The sequence below is a fragment of the Mesorhizobium sp. WSM4817 genome, from assembly GCF_055811135.1.
In genome coordinates, this window is record NZ_JBVVQQ010000055.1 from 1 (window position 1) to 17,167 (window position 17,167).

A 17,167-nucleotide genomic window follows, 5' to 3' on the forward strand; every position below is an offset into this window, starting at 1 on the left:
GATCAGCGAGGTGAGTCGGGCTAAAGCGGTTTGTCGAGGGCGAGGATCGCCGGCAAGCGGCACTGCTTCCCGAGTGCCTGGAGGATTACGTGACGCAGGACAATCCGGGGTGGCGACAGGTGCATCGTGGATCTGCTACTTTCGCGCGCTCCACTTTGGGAGGCGCAGCACGCGTTGCCCCTGTCGACAAACTGAGCCTCGTGCTGGTGGCGGTGTTCGGAGTGACATTCCTCAAGGAACATCGTCGTCGAACTGGGCAGGGGTTGCCTTGATCGCAACAGGCGCGGTTCTGGTACGCTACAAAGCTTATTGCTCCGTCTTTAGGATCAGAACAGCCAAAAAAAGGTGGGCAGGTAGCCAGCTACCTGGAGGTATTCGATGCCTTCGATGGCTGGAAAGATCGCCAGAAAATAGAGGGCATCGAAGAATGTGCTTCTTAATGCGTTTGTGGAGAACGTGTGCTGATGCTTGTCCTGATGCAGCCACGGCTTGGGCCAGAACCGCGGCGTCCTTGCCACATATGCTTCGAACTCCGGACCAAATTTGTCACGAAGAAACGTCTCTTCCTTTCGGGCAGTCATTCCGAAAACCGCATAGGTGCACCCCCCCAGAGCGGATGCAACGATGAGCGATCCGAACATGAGGCCGATGCCGAATGCTCCGATCGTCGAAAACAGATATAGGGGATTGCGGGTGATCGAGTACGGCCCGCTGACTGCCAACTCGCTGTTCTTCCGCCCCCCGACATAGAGGATGCTCCACAACCTCCCGAATATGCAGACGAGGATCAGAACAAAACCGATCATCTCGACGACCTCGTGAAGGCTAGATGCTTCATCCCAACCGGGGCGAGAGAATAGCAGCGACCCAATCGCCGCTATGCTCAGGGCCTGGACGACCAAAAGTCTCTTCCGCTGATTAAATGGTTGCGGGGCAATGGAAGCGGACATCATGGTTCCTTCGACAAAGGCTTTTTCGGGGACTCGCGCCAAGCAGTCCTCTCCGCAGGTTTGAAGCTCTCAAGATCGCGTGCTGTATCGCGCGGGTTAGCGGTTACTAACCGTTCTGCAACATTGGTCAATGGCCCGTCTGGAAGTTCAAGGTGGTTACGGGGTTCCTCGGCCAGCGCTCCTCCAGTCGCGGGATGAACTTCCAGCTGCACGTGTCCGTTTGCTATCGCGATCCGTTGCTCAGCTTCCAAAGTCGTTTCTCTACCCCACGTAGGTTACCACCGAAGCTTGATCTGCTAAACCAATATGGTGTTACACTTGTAGTCTCGCAGAGGCTTCTTCCAGCTCTCTGGGTCACCTCGAGAGCCGTAACCGGATCAGATTTGGCGGAGGGGGTTTGCGGCGAGCGCGTTCGTGATTCACCATTTGCGGACGCCACCACCGACTAATCCGCTTGAAGGCCTGTCGCTTGCTCAGCTCCGCGGGCCGTTCGCTGCGCTGATCGGCTTAGTGCGCGGTCTTCAAGGCCGAGTCGAGAGCCTTGAGATCCAGAACCAGGCGCTGCGCGCCGAGATCCAGACCCTCAAGGATCGCCCTCCGGACAAGCCGGCCAAGCCGTCGGAATGGGCAACGCAGCCGGAGGGGAAGCGACGCCGTCGCGGCGCCAAGCGCGACGGCCGGTCGCGTGAGCCGCGAGGTGACGGTTGCGGAGAGCGCTCCTGCGGACTCACGCTTCAAGGGATACAAGACGATCCTTGTGCGCGATCTGGTTTTGTCGGCCGGGGTGATGCGCTGTCGCTGGGAGTGCTGGGTGACACCGAGCGGCGAGAGGCTCGTCAGCGGCAGGTGACACTCGACAACGGCATCCTGTTCCCGCGACGACTGCGCAGGAACCGCAGCGAACGCATGTGGGCGCCGCCACAGCACGGCCGCATCCGGGTCCTGCATAACCGAGATATGCCGGCGCCTTCTTCTACGGTCGAACGCGTGGTCGTCCCCGGCCGGGCGGCGGCCTCTCGCAGATCAAGGTGAATAATATGGCCGAGTGGCGGATGCCGACCTGCATCCGGGTTATATCGACTGGGAGCGCTTCAAGGCCAACCCGGAGCGTGTCGCCACCAACGAACAAGCTTATGGAATGCAGCGCCGCGCCGGGACAGTCCGCGAAGGATCCGCCTGCTCCAGGGCAGAGTTCTCTGCGGCCTTTGCAGCGGGCAAACATGGGCGTCCATTACAACGGCCCTCCGCCGAGGCCCGTCGGCGAGTCGGAAGCCGAAAGAGTCGCGGCTCCCCTCACCCGTTCGGCCGTTCCGTCGTACCAGGCGAGCGTCTCGCAGCGCGAAAGCTGCTCAGGCGACCGTTCGCGATTTTGGCCGGATCGACGTCGTCCTGGGGCAGGAAGCAGGCGAATGACTGGCAAAAAGCGTCCGCCGCAGCCCGGCGTCGATCACTGGAACCTGGCGCCGGCGCGGCGGAACTGCAGGGCGGCGGCCATTCCGGAATAGCTGCCGCCGACATCGATGATGGAACCTACACTAACGGCAGCTCAATTCGGATGGTTGTGAGGACAGGCTCGGCTCCAGCCGGACGGGCAGTGTTCTGAGGGTGTTTGCACACCATGTTGATGGGTTGCCACAATGGAGATCGCCTCAGAAGCGGCGCTTAATCGGAAACATTAGCACCTCCGCGTTTTGGCGCGGCTGCTTGAACTCCTCGACGGCAACTGCCTCAATTAGCAGATCCAAGGCTTCGCGCCCCCTCCGGCTCATCGGGTCATCGCCTCGCAGGTAATGATACGCTCGATCTAGATGCACTCGCGCGGCGGAAAAATCGCTTGTCATATGACCCTCTCAGTTGCCGCCCGCGCTGGCCATCTACGAGGTGAGGGTCGCGCAATCGTCAATATCCACAGACGAATTTGATTTAAATCGCGGATAATCTGGGATAATCAAAACGCCGGCTTGCGAGAGCCCCTTGCTGACGTCGCCGGCCGCGCTCGGTTGGCTCTGCAATAGCGTTTCGTGGTGCGCCACGGTGAAAGTTCGCACGTTTTCATGCGCGGTCGATCAGAACAAAAGCCTGCGGACGGTGCAGATGGCGGTAAAAGCCTGGCGGCAGGTCGGCCCTGGCGACTGGACGATGCCGGCTCTTCCACCAGCCAAATCGTTTGGTAACATTCGTCGATGAGGCAATAGGGTGCAGTTTCTCAATTCGCCCGACATCGGGAGCCCGCAAGTCAATCTGATTTCAGGATGGTCCGCATATTGAGGTAAGGCACAGGCGCCAGGTGCGCCACGCTCATCGACAATCGCGGCAGATGGTGTTCGAAATGTTCATGCCCTCCGGAAGGATGGGCTTGTCCCGTGCCGACGCCGGTCATACCGGCTATGGTTGGCGCAGCATCGCTAAATGGCTGACTTTCGACACGCCACCCGACTGACGCAGGACGGCGTTGAACACGATGTCACCTTACATTTCGAGGCGTTTCTCAGCCAGTGCTGGAGCAGCTGTTCCACGGTATCAAACAGCGCGGCTACACGGGTAGTTTCTCGGAATCTCGAGCGACTGCTCGCAAAGCTGGAGCCGCGTCGAAAGGTCAGGGACATCGGTCGCCCTCCGATCATACGCCACCAACCAGCCGGCGATGCTGTCCCGATACGGGCTCCGGCGACCGGCCATATTATCTCGCCGGTAGTCGCCGCTGCCCTCTTCATGAAGCCGCGAGGCATGCTGACGATCTCTTCCGAGCGCGCGGCCGGTGAGGGACCGGCCTATCATGGCCGCATCACGAAGCAGGTCTCCTGAATCGAAGCCTCTATCCGATCGACGAACGCCTCAAGTTTCGCGGGCAAGCAAGGCCGGCCGGGACCAGGTTGGTATCTTAATCATCGCAGAGCGTGTTTAGCTGGGGTCGCGCAGAAGGTGGATGGCGAGAGCGCGGTGAGCTGGACCGCGACGCTAAGCTAAAAACGTGTTGGACTAAGCGACGGGACGGCTGACTGGTATGGGCGCTCAATTGATCTGGCGCCTTAAAGGGCAGGAAGGCCTCGCGGCCGGTTCGAGGCGCATCATATCCTCCTCCGAAGGAGCACGCGCAAGTATCGTCACAAGCCCCGAGCGCTTCGCCTTCGGCGGTGTCCAATTTCCGACAATGTCGGATACAAAGTCAGATCTACTGGATTGCGTTTAAATCGTTTCCTCGTTTGGCACAGTACATGCACGTCATCCGCAAGCACGACCGACCAACAAGAAGACGCATGATCACCTCACCGAAACATATAGCCGCCGCGGAACAATCACGTCGCCGCGAACTTGCTTATCGCCCGTCACCACAACCGGAGCCATCGATGTCTGACGGGCTGCCCAGGATACCTGCTGCGACCGCGCTTGCCCTTCGACCGCTCCGGCTCCGCCCGTTACCGACGAGGAAAAGTAACGGATTTCCTGCTCGACGACGGCATGGAGGTGGTCGTCATCCCCGAACACCTGCGCCGATCGTCGCCCATAGGGTGGGGTGCAAGGTCGGCAACATCGCGCCCACAAGGAGATTCGGATGTCTGAAGCGAGTCAGGAAAAGTTGGACGCCTTCTTGGGGAAATTGGTCGGCGATCTCGGCGCGATTGCTACGGGCGCGGGAGTCGTGCTGGGGGACAGGCTCGGCCTGTTCAAGGCATTGCGCGAAGGCGGCAAGTTGACGGCCGCCGAACTTTCGGCACGGACCGGCACCCAGGAACGCCTTGTAAGGGAATGGCTTTCCGGGCAGGCAGCGGCGGGCTACGTCGACTACGATGAAGCCAACGACGAGTTCTATCTCAACGCCGAGCAGGAGTCGGTGTTCGCCGATGAAGATAGCTCGGCCTTCATGGCTGGCGCATTCGAGTTCCTGTCCGCGCTGTGGCTCGATGAAGAAAAGGTGAGGCAGGCATTTCAGTCCGGCAAGGGCGTTGCATGGCACGATCATAGCGCGTGTCTGTTTCGCGGTACGGAGCGGTTCTTCCGTCCAGGCTATAATGCCAACCTGATCGACTCCTGGCTGCCGGCGCTGGAGGGCGTAGTCGAGAAGCTCGAACGCGGCGCGGAGGTCGGGGATGTCGGATGCGGTCACGGCGCATCGACCGTGCTCATGGCGCGTGCTTTCCCCAATTCGCGCTTCGTCGGCTTCGATTATCACTCCGCTTCGATCGAGCGTGCCCGAAAGGCGGCCGAGGAAGCCGGCGTCGGCGCCAACACGCGCTTCGAGGTCGCGGCCGCCAAGACCTATCCCGGCACTTATGACCTCGTCGCTTTCTTTGATTGCCTTCACGACATGGGCGATCCAGAGGGCGCCGCCGCCCATGTCCGCGGGTCGCTCAAGCCGAATGGCACCTGGATGATCGTCGAGCCGTTGGCGCATGACCATCTAGCGGCGAACCTCAATTCCGTCGGACGCGTCTATTATGCCGCTTCCACATTCGTGTGCACGCCCGCTTCGCTGTCGCAGGAAGTCGGACTTGGGCTTGGCGCCCAGGCCGGCGAGGCGAGGTTGCGCAAGGTGGTGACCGCCGGCGGCTTCAAGCGATTCCGTCGCGCCGCGGAGACGCCGTTCAACATGGTGCTGGAGGCTCGCCCCTAGCGCGGCCGTCGCTAGAAATTGTAGCTCATCGTGAAGATCACCGCCAAAATCCGGACGCACGTGTATCGGCAAATTTTCAAGGCGTCTGGGTTTACGCAGAGCTCGCTGCCGAGCCGTCTTCTCTAAACCACTGACGTCGATGTCCGGCGGCAGATTCTTTCCCTTGCTGCGGTCACAAGGCGGGCGGCCTCGATGTAGGCGTCTTCCCGCCCAGTGCTTTCTCGACCCGCCGCGATGGGCTGATCGTCTCTGGTCGTCGTCATCATTGCGGTTGCCGCCAAGCAGGCGGCCGATACGAAGTCTGGGAAGGAGATCGGCACCTCGGAGGTCGAGCGGATCTGGACGGGAGTGTCAAACGGACCCGCCCCAGACCTCGCAACGTCAAGTCCTATCCGCGAGAAACCCAACAGCGCCAGGAGCGCCACGCGACCAGTGGCCTATTTATCAACTCGAAAGCGCTTTCCATCTTCGCAATGCGTTCCGTCACTGCCATCTGAACAGGCTCATCGTGTCTGCAGCTTCACGACGCCTTGCGAGGCAACGCAGTCTGTATCCTAGCCATTGGTGAATTTCATCGGCGATGCGCTCGGCGTGCGCGGTGACCTCGGGAATTCCCATCAATTCACCGACGCTGCCGCGCGCCAGAGGCCCGCTGACGAAAATGCTGTCGGACGGTCGGCCGGATGTCCCGACCGCACGGCCTTGGCTGTCGGTCGCCAAGCCAAGACCAATCGGGTCTAGCCGGACCAGTCCCATTCGCCCGAGAGCGGCTATTGCCGCGTTGGTCCGGAAAATATCGGCATGCGCCGGCCCGGTTGTGACGATCACTCTGTCGAACGTCTCGATCGTCTGGGTGTGTTGGCGCCTTGGCCGCAGCGTGACACCAACGCGCCCGTGGACCCGCTCGGCGCCAGTCATCGATGCAGCGCGATAGGCGAGCGTGCCTTCAGCAAGCCGGCGATCGAGCACGACTGCGACCTGCGGCGCTATGCGGAAGCGATGCACATCCCACAGCGCGCGCAAATGGCGCACGACGCGGCGTTGCTCAGCGAGCGGCAGGGCCTGCCAGATGATTTGCCCTTGTCGCCGGACTGCGTCGAGCACCGGGTGCCAGCCTTCGCCCTGCTGCGCGGCGGTTGCGATGGTCGATCGGATACGCCTGAGCAGCACGGTGGCGCTGCGTGAAGGCAGGCCGGTGAAGTCGCCGATCGGATCGGCATGCGTAGCCGCATGGCCTCGCGACCGGTAGCCATGGCGCGAAAGTGCTGTGATGCGACCGCGATGGCCATTGCGGTCGAGCGTTGCGATGACATCCGCCGACGTCAGTCCAGTGCCGACGACAAGCACATGGTCATAGCGTCCTATCGCTTCCAGCCTTTCGAGATCATAGGGATTGGCTACCAGCCCGGCTGCACCAGCCACGGACTGCAGGGGCAATGGCAAGGTCGGTGGCGGATGCGTCGTCGCAATCACCAGGGCGTCCGCTGCGAGCGTTCCTCCATCAGCGAGGATCAGGTGGTAGCCCTCGCCCCTGAGTTCGGCTGACGCGACCGCGGATCTGACATGGCGGATCGTTTTGCCGAACAGAAAGGGCTGAAGATGGGATTGCACGTAGCGCCCGAAAACGCGACGCTGCGGGTAGAGCGCTCCATTGGCGGCAATGGCCTCGGGGTCGTCCGCAGTGGCGCCAGTTTGCTCCAGCCAGTCGGCAAAGTGGCTGTCCTGGCCGGAGATCAGCGTCATCCTCGACGCCGGCACATTGATGCGGTGTGAAGGATCCGGCGTCGAATAGGCCAGGCCATAGCCGAGCCCCTCTCGGGGCTCGACGACCACGATATCGGCAGCTCCGGCGGGCAGAAGCCGTGCAAGATGAAACGCAGTCGCCGCACCGGAGAAGCCGCCGCCGATGATGACTACGACAGGCCCTCTGCCCGATTCTCTAGCGCTCAAGATTGACTCGCGCGCAGTGCCGACGGTCGATGGTCGCCGGCCACCGTTTCCCCAAAAGGCCCCATGTTCACGGCCGTTGCCCGTGTCGAGATTTCATGATCAAGCGGCAATAGCGGTAGCACCAGTTCGCCAAAACGATAGGCTTCCTCCAGATGCGGATAACCGGAGAGGATGAAGGTATCGATGCCGATACGCCGGTATTCGTCGATCCGTTCCGCCACCGTGGCCGCATCGCCGACCAGGGCGGTGCCGGCGCCGCCGCGAACCAGGCCGACGCCGGCCCACAGGTTCGGACTGATTTCGAGCTTGTCGCGATGGCCGCCGTGCAGCCGGCTCATGCGCGACTGGCCGATAGAATCCATGCGCGCGAAAACCTTCTGCGCCTCGGCTATCGTCTTGTCGTCCAGGCGGCTGATCAGGCGGTCGGCATCGGCCCAGGCTTCGTCATCGGTTTCGCGGACGATGACATGCAGCCTGATGCCGAAGGTCACGTGGCGCCCGGCTTTTTCAGCAAGACCGCGCACATGATCGACCTTGGCTGCAACGTCTGCGGGCGGTTCGCCCCAGGTCAGATACTTGTCGATCTGCTCGGCGGCGACCGCGTTGGCCGCCTCTGACGAGCCGCCGAAATAGAGCGGCGGATGTGGCGTCTGCACGGGCGGAAACAGCAGCCGGCCGTCCTCGATGCGGAAATGCTTGCCTGCGAAAGCGACGGTCTCGCCACGCAGCACGGCCTTGTAGATGTCGAGGAATTCCCGCGTCACCTCATAGCGCTCGTCATGGCTGAGGAAAATGCCGTCGCCCTTGTTCTCGACCGGGTCCCCGCCGGTAACCACATTGATCAGCAGTCGTCCGCCGGAAATGCGGTCGAGCGTCGAGGTCATGCGGGCGGCTAGCGTCGGCGATTGCAGGCCCGGCCGGACGGCGACAAGGAAGCGAAGCCGCTGGGTCAGCGGCGCCAGTGCCGACGCCACGACCCAGCTGTCCTCGCAACTGCGTCCGGTCGGCAGCAGCGCGCCATAGTAGCCGATGGCATCGGCCGCCTTGGCGACTTGGGTGAGATAGGGCAGATCGACCGCCCTGCCCCCCTCGGAGGTGCCGAGATAGCGGCTGTCGCCATGGGTCGGAAGAAACCACAGGACCTTGACCCTGTCGGGAGTGGCAATGCTCATGAATCGTCCTCTGTGACCTGGCGCGCCTTGCTCAGCTCCAGGCATGGAGAGGCGGATTGACATCGTTGAGGTAGTAGTTGCCCAAGATCGCGTATTTCCAGCGCACCGGATCGTGCAGCGTGTGGGTGCGGGCGTTGCGCCAGTGTCGGTCGAGATTGTGCTCGGCGAGCGTCGAGCGTGTGCCGGCGAGCTCGAACAGTCTGTTGGTGGCGCTGATGGCGATCTCGGTGGTGAGGATCTTGGATTCCGCCACAGCAATCTGCGCTTCTACAACCGTCTTCTCGTTCGGGTCGACGACTGCGCGATCGACCGCAAGCCCCGCCCTTTCCAGAACCGCCTCAGCCGCATTGGCACGCAGGCGAAGGTCGCCAATCGCCTGGATCGTATAAGGATCCTGCCAGGCATGATCGACGCCGCTGTCTATCCAGGCGCGCGAGTTCGTGCGCACGAAGCTGACAGTCTCGTCGATCGCCGCCTTCGCGATGCCAAGATCGACTGCGGCCTGGATGATCTGGAAGATGGCACCGTCGGCCGTCGGCCTGTCATAGCCTTTGTAGCCGGGAACGAGATGCGTCTTCGGCACTTTCACGTTGTCGAGAAGGACCGTGCCGGACAACGTGGTCTTCTGGCCGAAGCTCGACCAGTCGTCAATGACCGTGAGTCCGGGCGCGCCGCGATCGGCGATTGCATACCAGGCGCGCCCCTCGTCATCGAGCGCTACGATCGGCACCAGATGGGCAAGCAGAGCACCGCTCGAATAGAATTTCTGGCCGTTGACGACGACATGGTCGCCGGCATCGACGAACTTGGTCTCGAAGTCGGCCGCGCGCTTGGAGCCGAACTCGGAGAACGCGTTGCCGAAGCGCGTGCCGGACAGAACCTCGGCGAAAAGCAGCTTCTGCTGCGCCTCGTCGGAGACGGTGCGGATTGCGGCGACGACGCCAAGATGGTTCTGCGGAATCTGGCCCAGCGACGGATCGGCCGCGGAGATGATGGTGATCACTTTCGACAGCGTCATATAGGAGAGCTCCGGCCCGCCATAGGCTTTCGGCACGTTGATCGACCACAGGCCGCTCTGCGAAAACGCATCGAGCTCTCGCTTCGGCCAGAGGCGTTCACGGTCCCGCTTGGAGGCATCCTTGGCAAATTCCGCGGCCAGTTTTTCGGCGACAGCGATCGCCTCGGCGTCGGTCCTGATAACATGCGCCTTAGCTGACGGACGCTCGACCGGTGGCACGGCGCTGCGGATATCGGACGGCTGCTTCGATTGGATGGTCATGCTGCGGTCTCCTTGGGGAAATGGTCGGATGGAAGCGGCGAGCCGCCAAGATAGTAGGTCTTGATGTCAGTGCGCTGGCGCAGGTCGGCAGCCGATCCTTCGAGGACGCTGACGCCGTTCTCGAGCACGGTGGCGCGGTCGGCGTATTTCAGCGCGACCGCCGAATTCTGTTCGGCAACCAGGATCGAAAGGCCTTCGTCGCGGTTTAGCCGTTTCAGGGCGCTGAAGATCTCGTCGACGATCAGCGGCGCGAGCCCCATCGACGGCTCGTCCAGAACAAAGAGTTTCGGTCGCGACATCAGACCCCGGCCAATTGCCGTCATCTGCTGCTCGCCCCCGGAAGTGAGGCCGGACCGGGTTCGCCGCTTCTCGGCGAGCCTTGGGAAAAGTGAATAGACACGATCGAGGTCGGCCTTGACGCCCGTGCGAGAGGACGAGCGTCCGAGCGCGCCGGTCAGGAGGTTCTCTTCAACGGTCAGCGAGCGGAAGCAATGCCGGCCCTCGAGGACCTGGACGAGGCCGCTGCGGACGAGCTGCGAGGGGCTTGTCCTTGAAACATACTCGCCATCGAAGGTGATCCGACCGGCGGTAACGGTGCCGCGCTCGGCCGGGAGGAGATTGGACACTGCGCGCAGCAGCGTCGTCTTGCCGGCGCCGTTGGAGCCGAGCAACGCGACGATCTGACCTTTGCCGACCGTCAGGTCGACGCCATGCAGGGCGGCAATGGCGCCATTGTAGACGGCCTCGACGCTACGGACCGACAGTATCGGGTTTTCCGGGGTGGACATCGATAACTCCGCTTGGCGCCTGGATGGCGCGGCCGGCCCATGGGCCGGTCGCGAGATGCTGAATTCAGTTGCTGACCACCGCTTCGGCGTCTTCGGCCGTGCGGATCTTGATGCCCTTCTCCTTGGCGTATGCCTCGGACGACTTCTCGATGATCGGGCGCAGAAGCTTCCAGTCGGGCGCGATCCAGTCGGACGCGACGTTCCACTTCTTGCCGTCCCACTGCTGGAAGGTCACGTAGCCGTCACCCTCGTGATTGTCCCAGGAGACATTGATCGAGTGGAACAGGTCCTTGGCGCCGAGCGCCTCGACACGCGCCGGATCGAGCTTGAGATGCTCGAAGCCCCAGCGCACTTCGTCGCCGGTCAGCGTGCGGGTGCCGAACTTGGCCTGTGCTATGCGGACCGCCTCGACATTGAGGATGCCGTTGACGATGCCGAGATTGTGGTAGACCGAGCCGATGCGGCTCTTGTCCTCGAGATTGCCCTTGCCGTCGCCGTAGACCGTTTTCACGATCTCCTGGACCACCGGATATTGCTCGCCCGATGCCTGGGTGGTGATTGCCGTGTAACCCTTGGCGGCGTCGCCGGCGGGGATCACGTCCTCTTCGGAATTCGACCAGACATTGCCGACAATGTGATCGGCCGGGAACCCGGTCTTCTGCGCAGTCTTCAACGCTACGGGGTTCATCACGCCCCAACCGCGCAGCACGACGTAATCCGGATGCTCGCGGCGGATCGTCAGCCATTGTGCCTGCTGCTCGTTGCCCGGATGCGGAACCTCGATCTGCGACAGTTCGAAGCCGTATTTCTGCGCCAGCAGCTCGTAGATCGGGATCGTCTCCTTGCCGTAGGGCGAGCCGTGATAGAGCACCACGATCTTCTTGCCCTTGAGCTTGTCCAGGCTGCCTTCCTTGGAAGCGATGTAGTTCACGATGCCGGAAGTCTCGCTGTAGGGATTGAGCAGCAGCGGGAAGACGTAAGGGAACACGCGCCCGTCCGTGGTGTCGGTGCGGCCGTGGTTGATGGTGATCAGCGGCACCTTGTCGTCAGTGATGCGGTCGATCATGGCGTAGGCGATGCCGACCGAAAGCGGGTTCCAGCCGGCGATACCCGGATTGCTCTTCAATCGTTCATAGACCTCGACGCCCTTCTCGACCTCATACTGCGTCTCGCCTTCGCTCCAGGTCAGCTTGACGCCGTTGACGCCACCGTCACGGATGTTGATCAGGTTGAGGTAGTCGATGAAGCCGCCGAAGAAGCCGGTGCCGCCGGCGGCATAGGGGCCGACGCGATAGCTCTGCAGGGGGAAATACTGTTCGTCGGCGTGGACAGCCGTCGCGCCGAGCACGAAAGCCGTGGCGATCGCCGCCTTCCGTAGGTGACTGAAGAAGGTCATGAGTTGCGTCTCCTGAAGTGTGGGTCCGTGAGAGGATTTCGAGCGGCGCTCAGCTGGACCTTGAGCCGATCCGTCGTTTCAGTTCATCGAAGAGGGCCGACAGCCCGTTCGGTTCCGCGATGAGGAAGATGATGATGAGGGCGCCGAGCACGATGCGCTGGCTCATGTCGAGCACGCCCGAATCGAGCAGGCCGCCAAACGCGAAGCCGCCGATGCGGGACAGAAGAAGCGGGAAGACGACGATGAAGGCCGCCCCCAGAAACGCGCCGCGTATCGAAGCCAGCCCGCCGATGATGATGATGAACAGAATCTGGAACGAGCGGTCGAGGTTGAAGCCGGCCGGCTCGACGGTGCGCAGATAGGTGAAGGCCCATAAGACGCCGGCGACCCCGATAATGAAGGACGAGATGGCGAAGGCCAGCAGCTTGGTTCGCAGCACCGGCACGCCGATGACGCGCGCCGCGGTTTCGTTGTCACGCACGGCAATAAAGTTGCGGCCGGTCGCGCTGTTGACGAGACGCCAGACGACGGCGGTCAGCACGATGACCGTAGTGACCGAAAGCAGGTAGCGGCCGGTGGCGCCGTCGAGCGAAAATCCGGCGACGGTGAGATGCGGCGCCGAAATCACACCGGACGGGTTGTCGTTGGAAAACCAGCCGAATTTGGTCAGCGCCCATTGCACGAAGAACTGGGCGGCGAGCGTGGAGACAGCGAGATAGAATCCGCGCAGCCGCAGGCTCGGCAAGCCGAACACGACCCCGATGCCGGCGGCCGAAATCCCGGCCAGGATCATGGTCGCCGCCAGTGGCAGTCCTTCGACCCGCAGGTTGAAATTGTAGGCGGCGAAAGCGCCGACCGCCATGAAGGCGGAAGAGCCGAGCGAAAGCTGGCCGCAGTAGCCGGTCAAAAGGTTGAGGCCGACCGCCGCCAGGCTGAGCGCCAGAAAAGGCAGCAGGATTGCCTCGACGAGATAGCTCGACGCATAGGCGGGGATCAGGCCGTAGGCGACGACGACCAGCACGGCCGGCAGAGCTAATCTCTGCCAGTCGATTGGAAGCCTTGCGGCATCGAGCGCTTGCACGGCCATCGGTCAGACCCTTTCGACGGTTTTCTGGCCGAACAGGCCGGAGGGGCGCACCAGCAGGACCACCAGCGCCAGCGCATAGGCGAACCAGCCTTCGATGCCGCCGCCGACGAAGGCACCGAGATAGACCTCTGCGAGCTTTTCGCTGGCGCCGATGATGAGGCCGCCGACAATGGCGCCGAGAATGGAATCGAAGCCGCCAAGCACCAGCACCGGCAGCGCCTTCAAAACGATCAGCGACAGAGAGAACTGGACACCGAGACGAGCGCCCCACAGCAGCCCCGCGACCAGCGCCACGAACCCCGCGGCCGTCCACACCGTTCCCCATATCCGGGGCAGCCGCAGCCCGACGGCGAGCGCCGCAAACTGGTCGTCGGCGACGGCGCGAAACGCCAGCCCGATCCGGGTCCAATAGAAAAATGCGCTCAAGCCCGCCACCATCGCCGCGGCAATGCCCGCGGCGAGAACGTCAAACGACGAGATCAGGATTCCGCCGACTTCAAAGGGCGTGTCGTCTATGCCGAGATCGAGCCCGTGCACCTGCGTGCCCCACATCAGCTGAGCAGCGCCCTCAATGATGTAGGACAGCCCAAGCGTAGCCATGAACAGCGTCATCGGCGAGCGATTGACCAGCGGACTGAGCACAGTCCGCTCGATGGTGAAGCCCAGCGCGACCATGACCGCGAAGGTGATGAGCAGCGAAAGCGCGAAGGGGATGCCGCGTTCGACGAGGCTGACAAAGGTGAGCGCTGCGAACAGCACCATCGACCCCTGCGCGAAGTTCAGCACGCCCGACGTCTTGTAGATCAGCACGAAACCGATGGCGACAAGCGAATACATGACGCCAGAGAGCAGGCCGCCGACCAGCACTTCGATGACGAAGAGGAAATCATGGTAGCTCATTAGATGTCCTCGCCATTCCCGCCCTCGGCGGTGCCGATATAGGCCCGGATCACTGCCGGATCGGCCCTGACCTCGGCTGGCGTCCCGTCTGCGATCTTGCGGCCGTAGTCGAGCACGGCGACCCGGTCGGAGAGCCCCATGACCACGCCGATATCGTGCTCGATCAGGATGATGGTGACGCCGTGTCGGTCGCGCGCGGCGCGCACAAACCCGGCCATCTCGGCCTTCTCTGTCGCCGTCATGCCGGCCATCGGCTCGTCAAGCAGCAGGATCTTGGGCTCGGCGACCAGCGCTCGTGCCAGCTCGACCCGCTTCTGCAGGCCGTAGGGGAGCGTCGCGACCAGACGATCGGCAACGGCCTCAAGATGCAGGAACGCGATTGTCTGATCGACCTTTTCGGCGATTCCCGCATCTTCAAGCCGGGCGCGTGGCAGACCGGCAATATGCTCGACGAAGTTGGCGCGTCTGGTGTGGACGCGGCCCGAAGCGATGTTGTCGCGAACCGAAAGCCCGGAAAACAGCGCCAGGTTCTGGAAGGTGCGGGCGACACCGAGGCGTGCCAGGCGGCTCGCCGGCACCCGTGAGAAGGACTGGCCGTCAATCGCGATCGTGCCGTGGTCGGCGTGATAGAGGCCGCTGATCATGTTGATCAGCGACGACTTGCCGGCGCCGTTGGGGCCGATCACGGCATGGATCTCACCGCCTTTGACCTGGAGATCAATGTCGCTCAGCGCCTTGACGCCGCCAAAGGATATGCCGATCCCGCTCAGTGCGAGAACCGCATCCGGCCGTGACGAGAGGCATGCCGGACGCCTGTCGCCGACGGGGTTAGTCACCGCGAGGATGGCGGAAATTTCGGGCGCGCGCTCGTATGCGGCGGCTCCCAGCGAAGCACCAATCATGAAACGTCCCTGATTTGAAGGAGAGCTGGCAGCGGCCCAAGGGCCGCGCCTGACCTATTCCGCGGCGACAAGCTCCCTGTCGCGAGCCGCTTCCAGTTCGCGCACCAGCGGAATGACGCGCTTGCCGAAGAACTCGACCTCTTCCTGGAAATGCAGGAAGCCGAGCAGGATCAGGTCGGCGCCGGCATCCTTCAACGTGAGGATGCGTTCGGCGATCTGTTCGGGCGTGCCGATGAGATTGCTGCGGAAGCCGTCATTGTACTGCACCAGATCCTCGAAAGAGGATTTCGCCCAGTTGCCTTCGCCTTCCGGCGAGGCCTTGCCGGCATTCTTAACCTGGTCGGCGAAACCCTGGACTGCCTCGGGATTGGCCCTGGCGATGATCTCGTCGAGCACTGCGCGTGCTTCCTGCTCGCTGTCTCGGGCGATGGCGAAAGCGTTGACGCCGATCTTGACCTTGTGGCCATTGGCCTTCGCCTTGGCGCGGATGTCGTCGACCTGTTTTTTGATCTCTTCCGGCGTGTTGCCATTGGTGAAATACCAGTCGGAGACCCGCGAAGCCATGTCGCGCGCGGCGCGCGACGAGCCGCCCTGGAAGATCTCGGGCAAGGGCTCGATCGGCTTGGGCTTCATCGAATAGTTGGTGAAGCGGTAGAAATCCCCCTTCAGAGTGAAACTGTCCTCCGTCCAGATGCCACGCAGCGCTCGGATAAATTCTTCTGACCGGCGATAGCGCTCGTCATGGTCGAGCCAGAGTTCGCCAATCGCGGCGAACTCGCCACGGAACCAGCCGCTCACCACATTGACGGAGACGCGGCCATTGGTCAGGTGGTTGATGGTAGCGATCTGCTTGGCCGCCAGCGCAGGGTTCCACGGGCCGGGCAGGATCGCTGCGATGACCTTCAGCGTTGTGGTGGCGGCGAGCAAGGCGTGGCTGAACGACACCGATTCGTGCTGGTTGTCGGCCCCATAGCCGGCCGTGAAGCGGATCTGGCTCAGCGCGTAATCGAAGCCGTTGGCCTCGGCGATTTGGGCAAGCTTGCGGTTGTAATCGATATCCCAGCCTGTCCGCTGCTCGATATTGGAGATGACCAGTCCGCCGGAGACATTCGGCACCCAGTAGGCGAATTTGAGGCTGTCGGAATGCGAGATCATGTCGTCGTTTCCCCTTTGATTGGCTCAGCCGACGCGCGTGGCGACGGCAGCGTCTGCATGACTGGAATTGAGCAAGGAAACCGCTTCAGTAGCGGCGCGTGAAATGCGCTCGGTGATCGCGGCGCCGACGATTTCGACATCGATGAAATCGTCGGGCGCGCCGTAGACGCCGGTCGGGACGGTGACGGCACCGAAAAAGCCGAACAATGGCCGGAGCTGATGTTCGAGCACCAGGCCATGATATGGGCTGCCGCCGGTCGCCGCGAGAAGCACGGTCTTGCCCGTCAGCGCACGATAATCAACGAGATCGAACAGGTGTTTGAGGGCGCCGGTGTAGGAAGCCCTATAAACAGGCGTTCCGACCACGAGCAAATCGGCCTTCTCGACGCGCTGGATGATCGCTTCGCCGGATGCGCCAAGTGCGCCGCGCGATAGCCCGGCGAATAGCGAGGGTGCTGCCTCCGTGATCTCGATCAGACCGGTGTCTGCAGGCACACGCAACGCGACCGCCTTGACCAGCGCATTCACCACCGCCGTAGTGCGGGAAGGCGTGCTTACGCCGCCCGATATTCCGAGAACCGATAATCGTGCCAAGTCATCAATCTCCCACACTTTGCATGCGCGCTAGGCCAGCACCAAATCAGGGCAAACGATATTCTATAAAATCTGTAGAGATAAGGTACTTTATTTTGATGTTTTCATGTCAGTGGGAAAAACGGCGCGTTAGCCGCATGGCAAAGGGGTTGACGGTTTAGGAGCGGGATGCGGCGCCAAACGCACGCCGGATCAGCGGCGGCGCGGTCAGCCGCTCTCAAAGCTAAAGCCGAAAAGCCAATCAGCCGCGCCCGATCAGGCTGTGCAACCCCGACCAGCTCCGCCTGATCGGGCGCTCATCGGCTTGCCCTTCACCGCCCCAACACCGGGGTCCCTTTTGCGCGAAAATGCGGGGTCCCGATTCCACGGTCATTGACAGACT

14 protein-coding genes and 1 pseudogene are annotated in these 17,167 nt (G+C 62.3%); 2 read left to right on the forward strand and 13 right to left on the reverse strand.

The annotated features are described in order from the left end of the window. Nucleotides 1-103 precede the first annotated feature (103 nt). Nucleotides 104-304: pseudogene (locus AC0L2K_RS33770) on the forward strand (EamA family transporter); the annotation flags it as partial. Between the two features lie 22 nt (nucleotides 305-326). On the opposite strand, the gene AC0L2K_RS33775 reads toward AC0L2K_RS33770, so the two are convergent. The 3 genes from AC0L2K_RS33775 to AC0L2K_RS33785 all read right to left on the reverse strand — a co-directional run bounded on the left by AC0L2K_RS33775 (nucleotide 327) and on the right by AC0L2K_RS33785 (nucleotide 2,791). Continuing rightward, nucleotides 327-992: a methyltransferase family protein gene (locus AC0L2K_RS33775; RefSeq protein ID WP_473513593.1), complete on the reverse strand. Its 666-nt coding sequence runs from the start codon at nucleotides 990-992 to the stop codon at nucleotides 327-329. 465 nt (nucleotides 993-1,457) lie between these two features. Further along, a complete protein-coding gene (locus AC0L2K_RS33780; RefSeq protein ID WP_473533501.1) occupies nucleotides 1,458-1,898 on the reverse strand; it encodes a hypothetical protein in 441 nt (146 codons plus the stop codon). A 701-nt stretch (nucleotides 1,899-2,599) separates the two neighbouring features. Next, a complete protein-coding gene (locus tag AC0L2K_RS33785) occupies nucleotides 2,600-2,791 on the reverse strand; it encodes a hypothetical protein (RefSeq protein WP_473533502.1) in 192 nt (63 codons plus the stop codon). Nucleotides 2,792-4,503: 1,712 nt separating this feature from the next. On the opposite strand from AC0L2K_RS33785, the gene AC0L2K_RS33790 reads away from it, so the two are divergent. Beyond that, nucleotides 4,504-5,562 (forward strand): class I SAM-dependent methyltransferase, encoded by a 1,059-nt coding sequence (locus tag AC0L2K_RS33790; protein ID WP_473533503.1) that lies wholly within the window; start codon nucleotides 4,504-4,506, stop codon nucleotides 5,560-5,562. Nucleotides 5,563-6,045: 483 nt separating this feature from the next. Here AC0L2K_RS33790 and AC0L2K_RS33795 read toward each other — a convergent pair whose 3' ends face one another. The 10 genes from AC0L2K_RS33795 to msuE all read right to left on the reverse strand — a co-directional run bounded on the left by AC0L2K_RS33795 (nucleotide 6,046) and on the right by msuE (nucleotide 16,785). Then, nucleotides 6,046-7,512 (reverse strand): FAD/NAD(P)-binding protein, encoded by a 1,467-nt coding sequence (locus AC0L2K_RS33795; protein WP_473533504.1) that lies wholly within the window; start codon nucleotides 7,510-7,512, stop codon nucleotides 6,046-6,048. Continuing rightward, entirely contained in the window at nucleotides 7,509-8,684 is a 1,176-nt protein-coding gene (gene ssuD / locus AC0L2K_RS33800) for an FMNH2-dependent alkanesulfonate monooxygenase (RefSeq protein WP_473533505.1), read from the reverse strand. Before ssuD ends, AC0L2K_RS33795 begins: the two co-directional genes overlap by 4 nt. Nucleotides 8,685-8,715: 31 nt before the next feature. Continuing rightward, nucleotides 8,716-9,963, reverse strand: a complete 1,248-nt coding sequence (locus AC0L2K_RS33805) for an SfnB family sulfur acquisition oxidoreductase (RefSeq protein ID WP_473533506.1) — start codon at nucleotides 9,961-9,963, stop codon at nucleotides 8,716-8,718. Next, nucleotides 9,960-10,751 (reverse strand): ABC transporter ATP-binding protein, encoded by a 792-nt coding sequence (locus AC0L2K_RS33810; protein WP_473533507.1) that lies wholly within the window; start codon nucleotides 10,749-10,751, stop codon nucleotides 9,960-9,962. The genes AC0L2K_RS33805 and AC0L2K_RS33810 overlap by 4 nt, the downstream gene beginning before the upstream one ends. Nucleotides 10,752-10,815: 64 nt before the next feature. After that, nucleotides 10,816-12,147: an ABC transporter substrate-binding protein gene (locus AC0L2K_RS33815; RefSeq protein WP_473533508.1), complete on the reverse strand. Its 1,332-nt coding sequence runs from the start codon at nucleotides 12,145-12,147 to the stop codon at nucleotides 10,816-10,818. A 49-nt stretch (nucleotides 12,148-12,196) separates the two neighbouring features. Then, entirely contained in the window at nucleotides 12,197-13,234 is a 1,038-nt protein-coding gene (locus tag AC0L2K_RS33820; RefSeq protein ID WP_473533509.1) for a branched-chain amino acid ABC transporter permease, read from the reverse strand. A gap of 3 nt (nucleotides 13,235-13,237) precedes the next feature. Further along, nucleotides 13,238-14,134, reverse strand: a complete 897-nt coding sequence (locus AC0L2K_RS33825) for a branched-chain amino acid ABC transporter permease (RefSeq protein WP_473533510.1) — start codon at nucleotides 14,132-14,134, stop codon at nucleotides 13,238-13,240. Next, a complete protein-coding gene (locus AC0L2K_RS33830; protein WP_473533511.1) occupies nucleotides 14,134-15,036 on the reverse strand; it encodes an ABC transporter ATP-binding protein in 903 nt (300 codons plus the stop codon). The genes AC0L2K_RS33825 and AC0L2K_RS33830 overlap by 1 nt, the downstream gene beginning before the upstream one ends. Before the next feature lie 54 nt (nucleotides 15,037-15,090). Further along, the gene (gene sfnG, locus AC0L2K_RS33835) at nucleotides 15,091-16,191 is read right to left on the reverse strand and encodes a dimethylsulfone monooxygenase SfnG (RefSeq protein ID WP_473533512.1); all 1,101 of its coding nucleotides are present in this window, start codon (nucleotides 16,189-16,191) and stop codon (nucleotides 15,091-15,093) included. A 24-nt stretch (nucleotides 16,192-16,215) separates the two neighbouring features. Then, the gene (gene msuE, locus AC0L2K_RS33840; protein ID WP_473533513.1) at nucleotides 16,216-16,785 is read right to left on the reverse strand and encodes an FMN reductase; all 570 of its coding nucleotides are present in this window, start codon (nucleotides 16,783-16,785) and stop codon (nucleotides 16,216-16,218) included. Nucleotides 16,786-17,167 lie beyond the last annotated feature (382 nt).

Coding starts and splice junctions, on each gene's coding strand:
- AC0L2K_RS33820 (WP_473533509.1), bottom strand. CDS start 13,234: ATGGCCGTGCAAGCGCTCGATGCCGCAAGGCTTCCAATCGACTGGCAG.
- AC0L2K_RS33780 (WP_473533501.1), bottom strand. CDS start 1,898: ATGCAGGACCCGGATGCGGCCGTGCTGTGGCGGCGCCCACATGCGTTC.
- AC0L2K_RS33785 (WP_473533502.1), bottom strand. CDS start 2,791: ATGACAAGCGATTTTTCCGCCGCGCGAGTGCATCTAGATCGAGCGTAT.
- AC0L2K_RS33805 (WP_473533506.1), bottom strand. CDS start 9,963: ATGACCATCCAATCGAAGCAGCCGTCCGATATCCGCAGCGCCGTGCCA.
- sfnG (WP_473533512.1), bottom strand. CDS start 16,191: ATGATCTCGCATTCCGACAGCCTCAAATTCGCCTACTGGGTGCCGAAT.
- AC0L2K_RS33815 (WP_473533508.1), bottom strand. CDS start 12,147: ATGACCTTCTTCAGTCACCTACGGAAGGCGGCGATCGCCACGGCTTTC.
- AC0L2K_RS33825 (WP_473533510.1), bottom strand. CDS start 14,134: ATGAGCTACCATGATTTCCTCTTCGTCATCGAAGTGCTGGTCGGCGGC.
- AC0L2K_RS33830 (WP_473533511.1), bottom strand. CDS start 15,036: ATGATTGGTGCTTCGCTGGGAGCCGCCGCATACGAGCGCGCGCCCGAA.
- AC0L2K_RS33790 (WP_473533503.1), top strand. CDS start 4,504: ATGTCTGAAGCGAGTCAGGAAAAGTTGGACGCCTTCTTGGGGAAATTG.
- AC0L2K_RS33810 (WP_473533507.1), bottom strand. CDS start 10,751: ATGTCCACCCCGGAAAACCCGATACTGTCGGTCCGTAGCGTCGAGGCC.
- ssuD (WP_473533505.1), bottom strand. CDS start 8,684: ATGAGCATTGCCACTCCCGACAGGGTCAAGGTCCTGTGGTTTCTTCCG.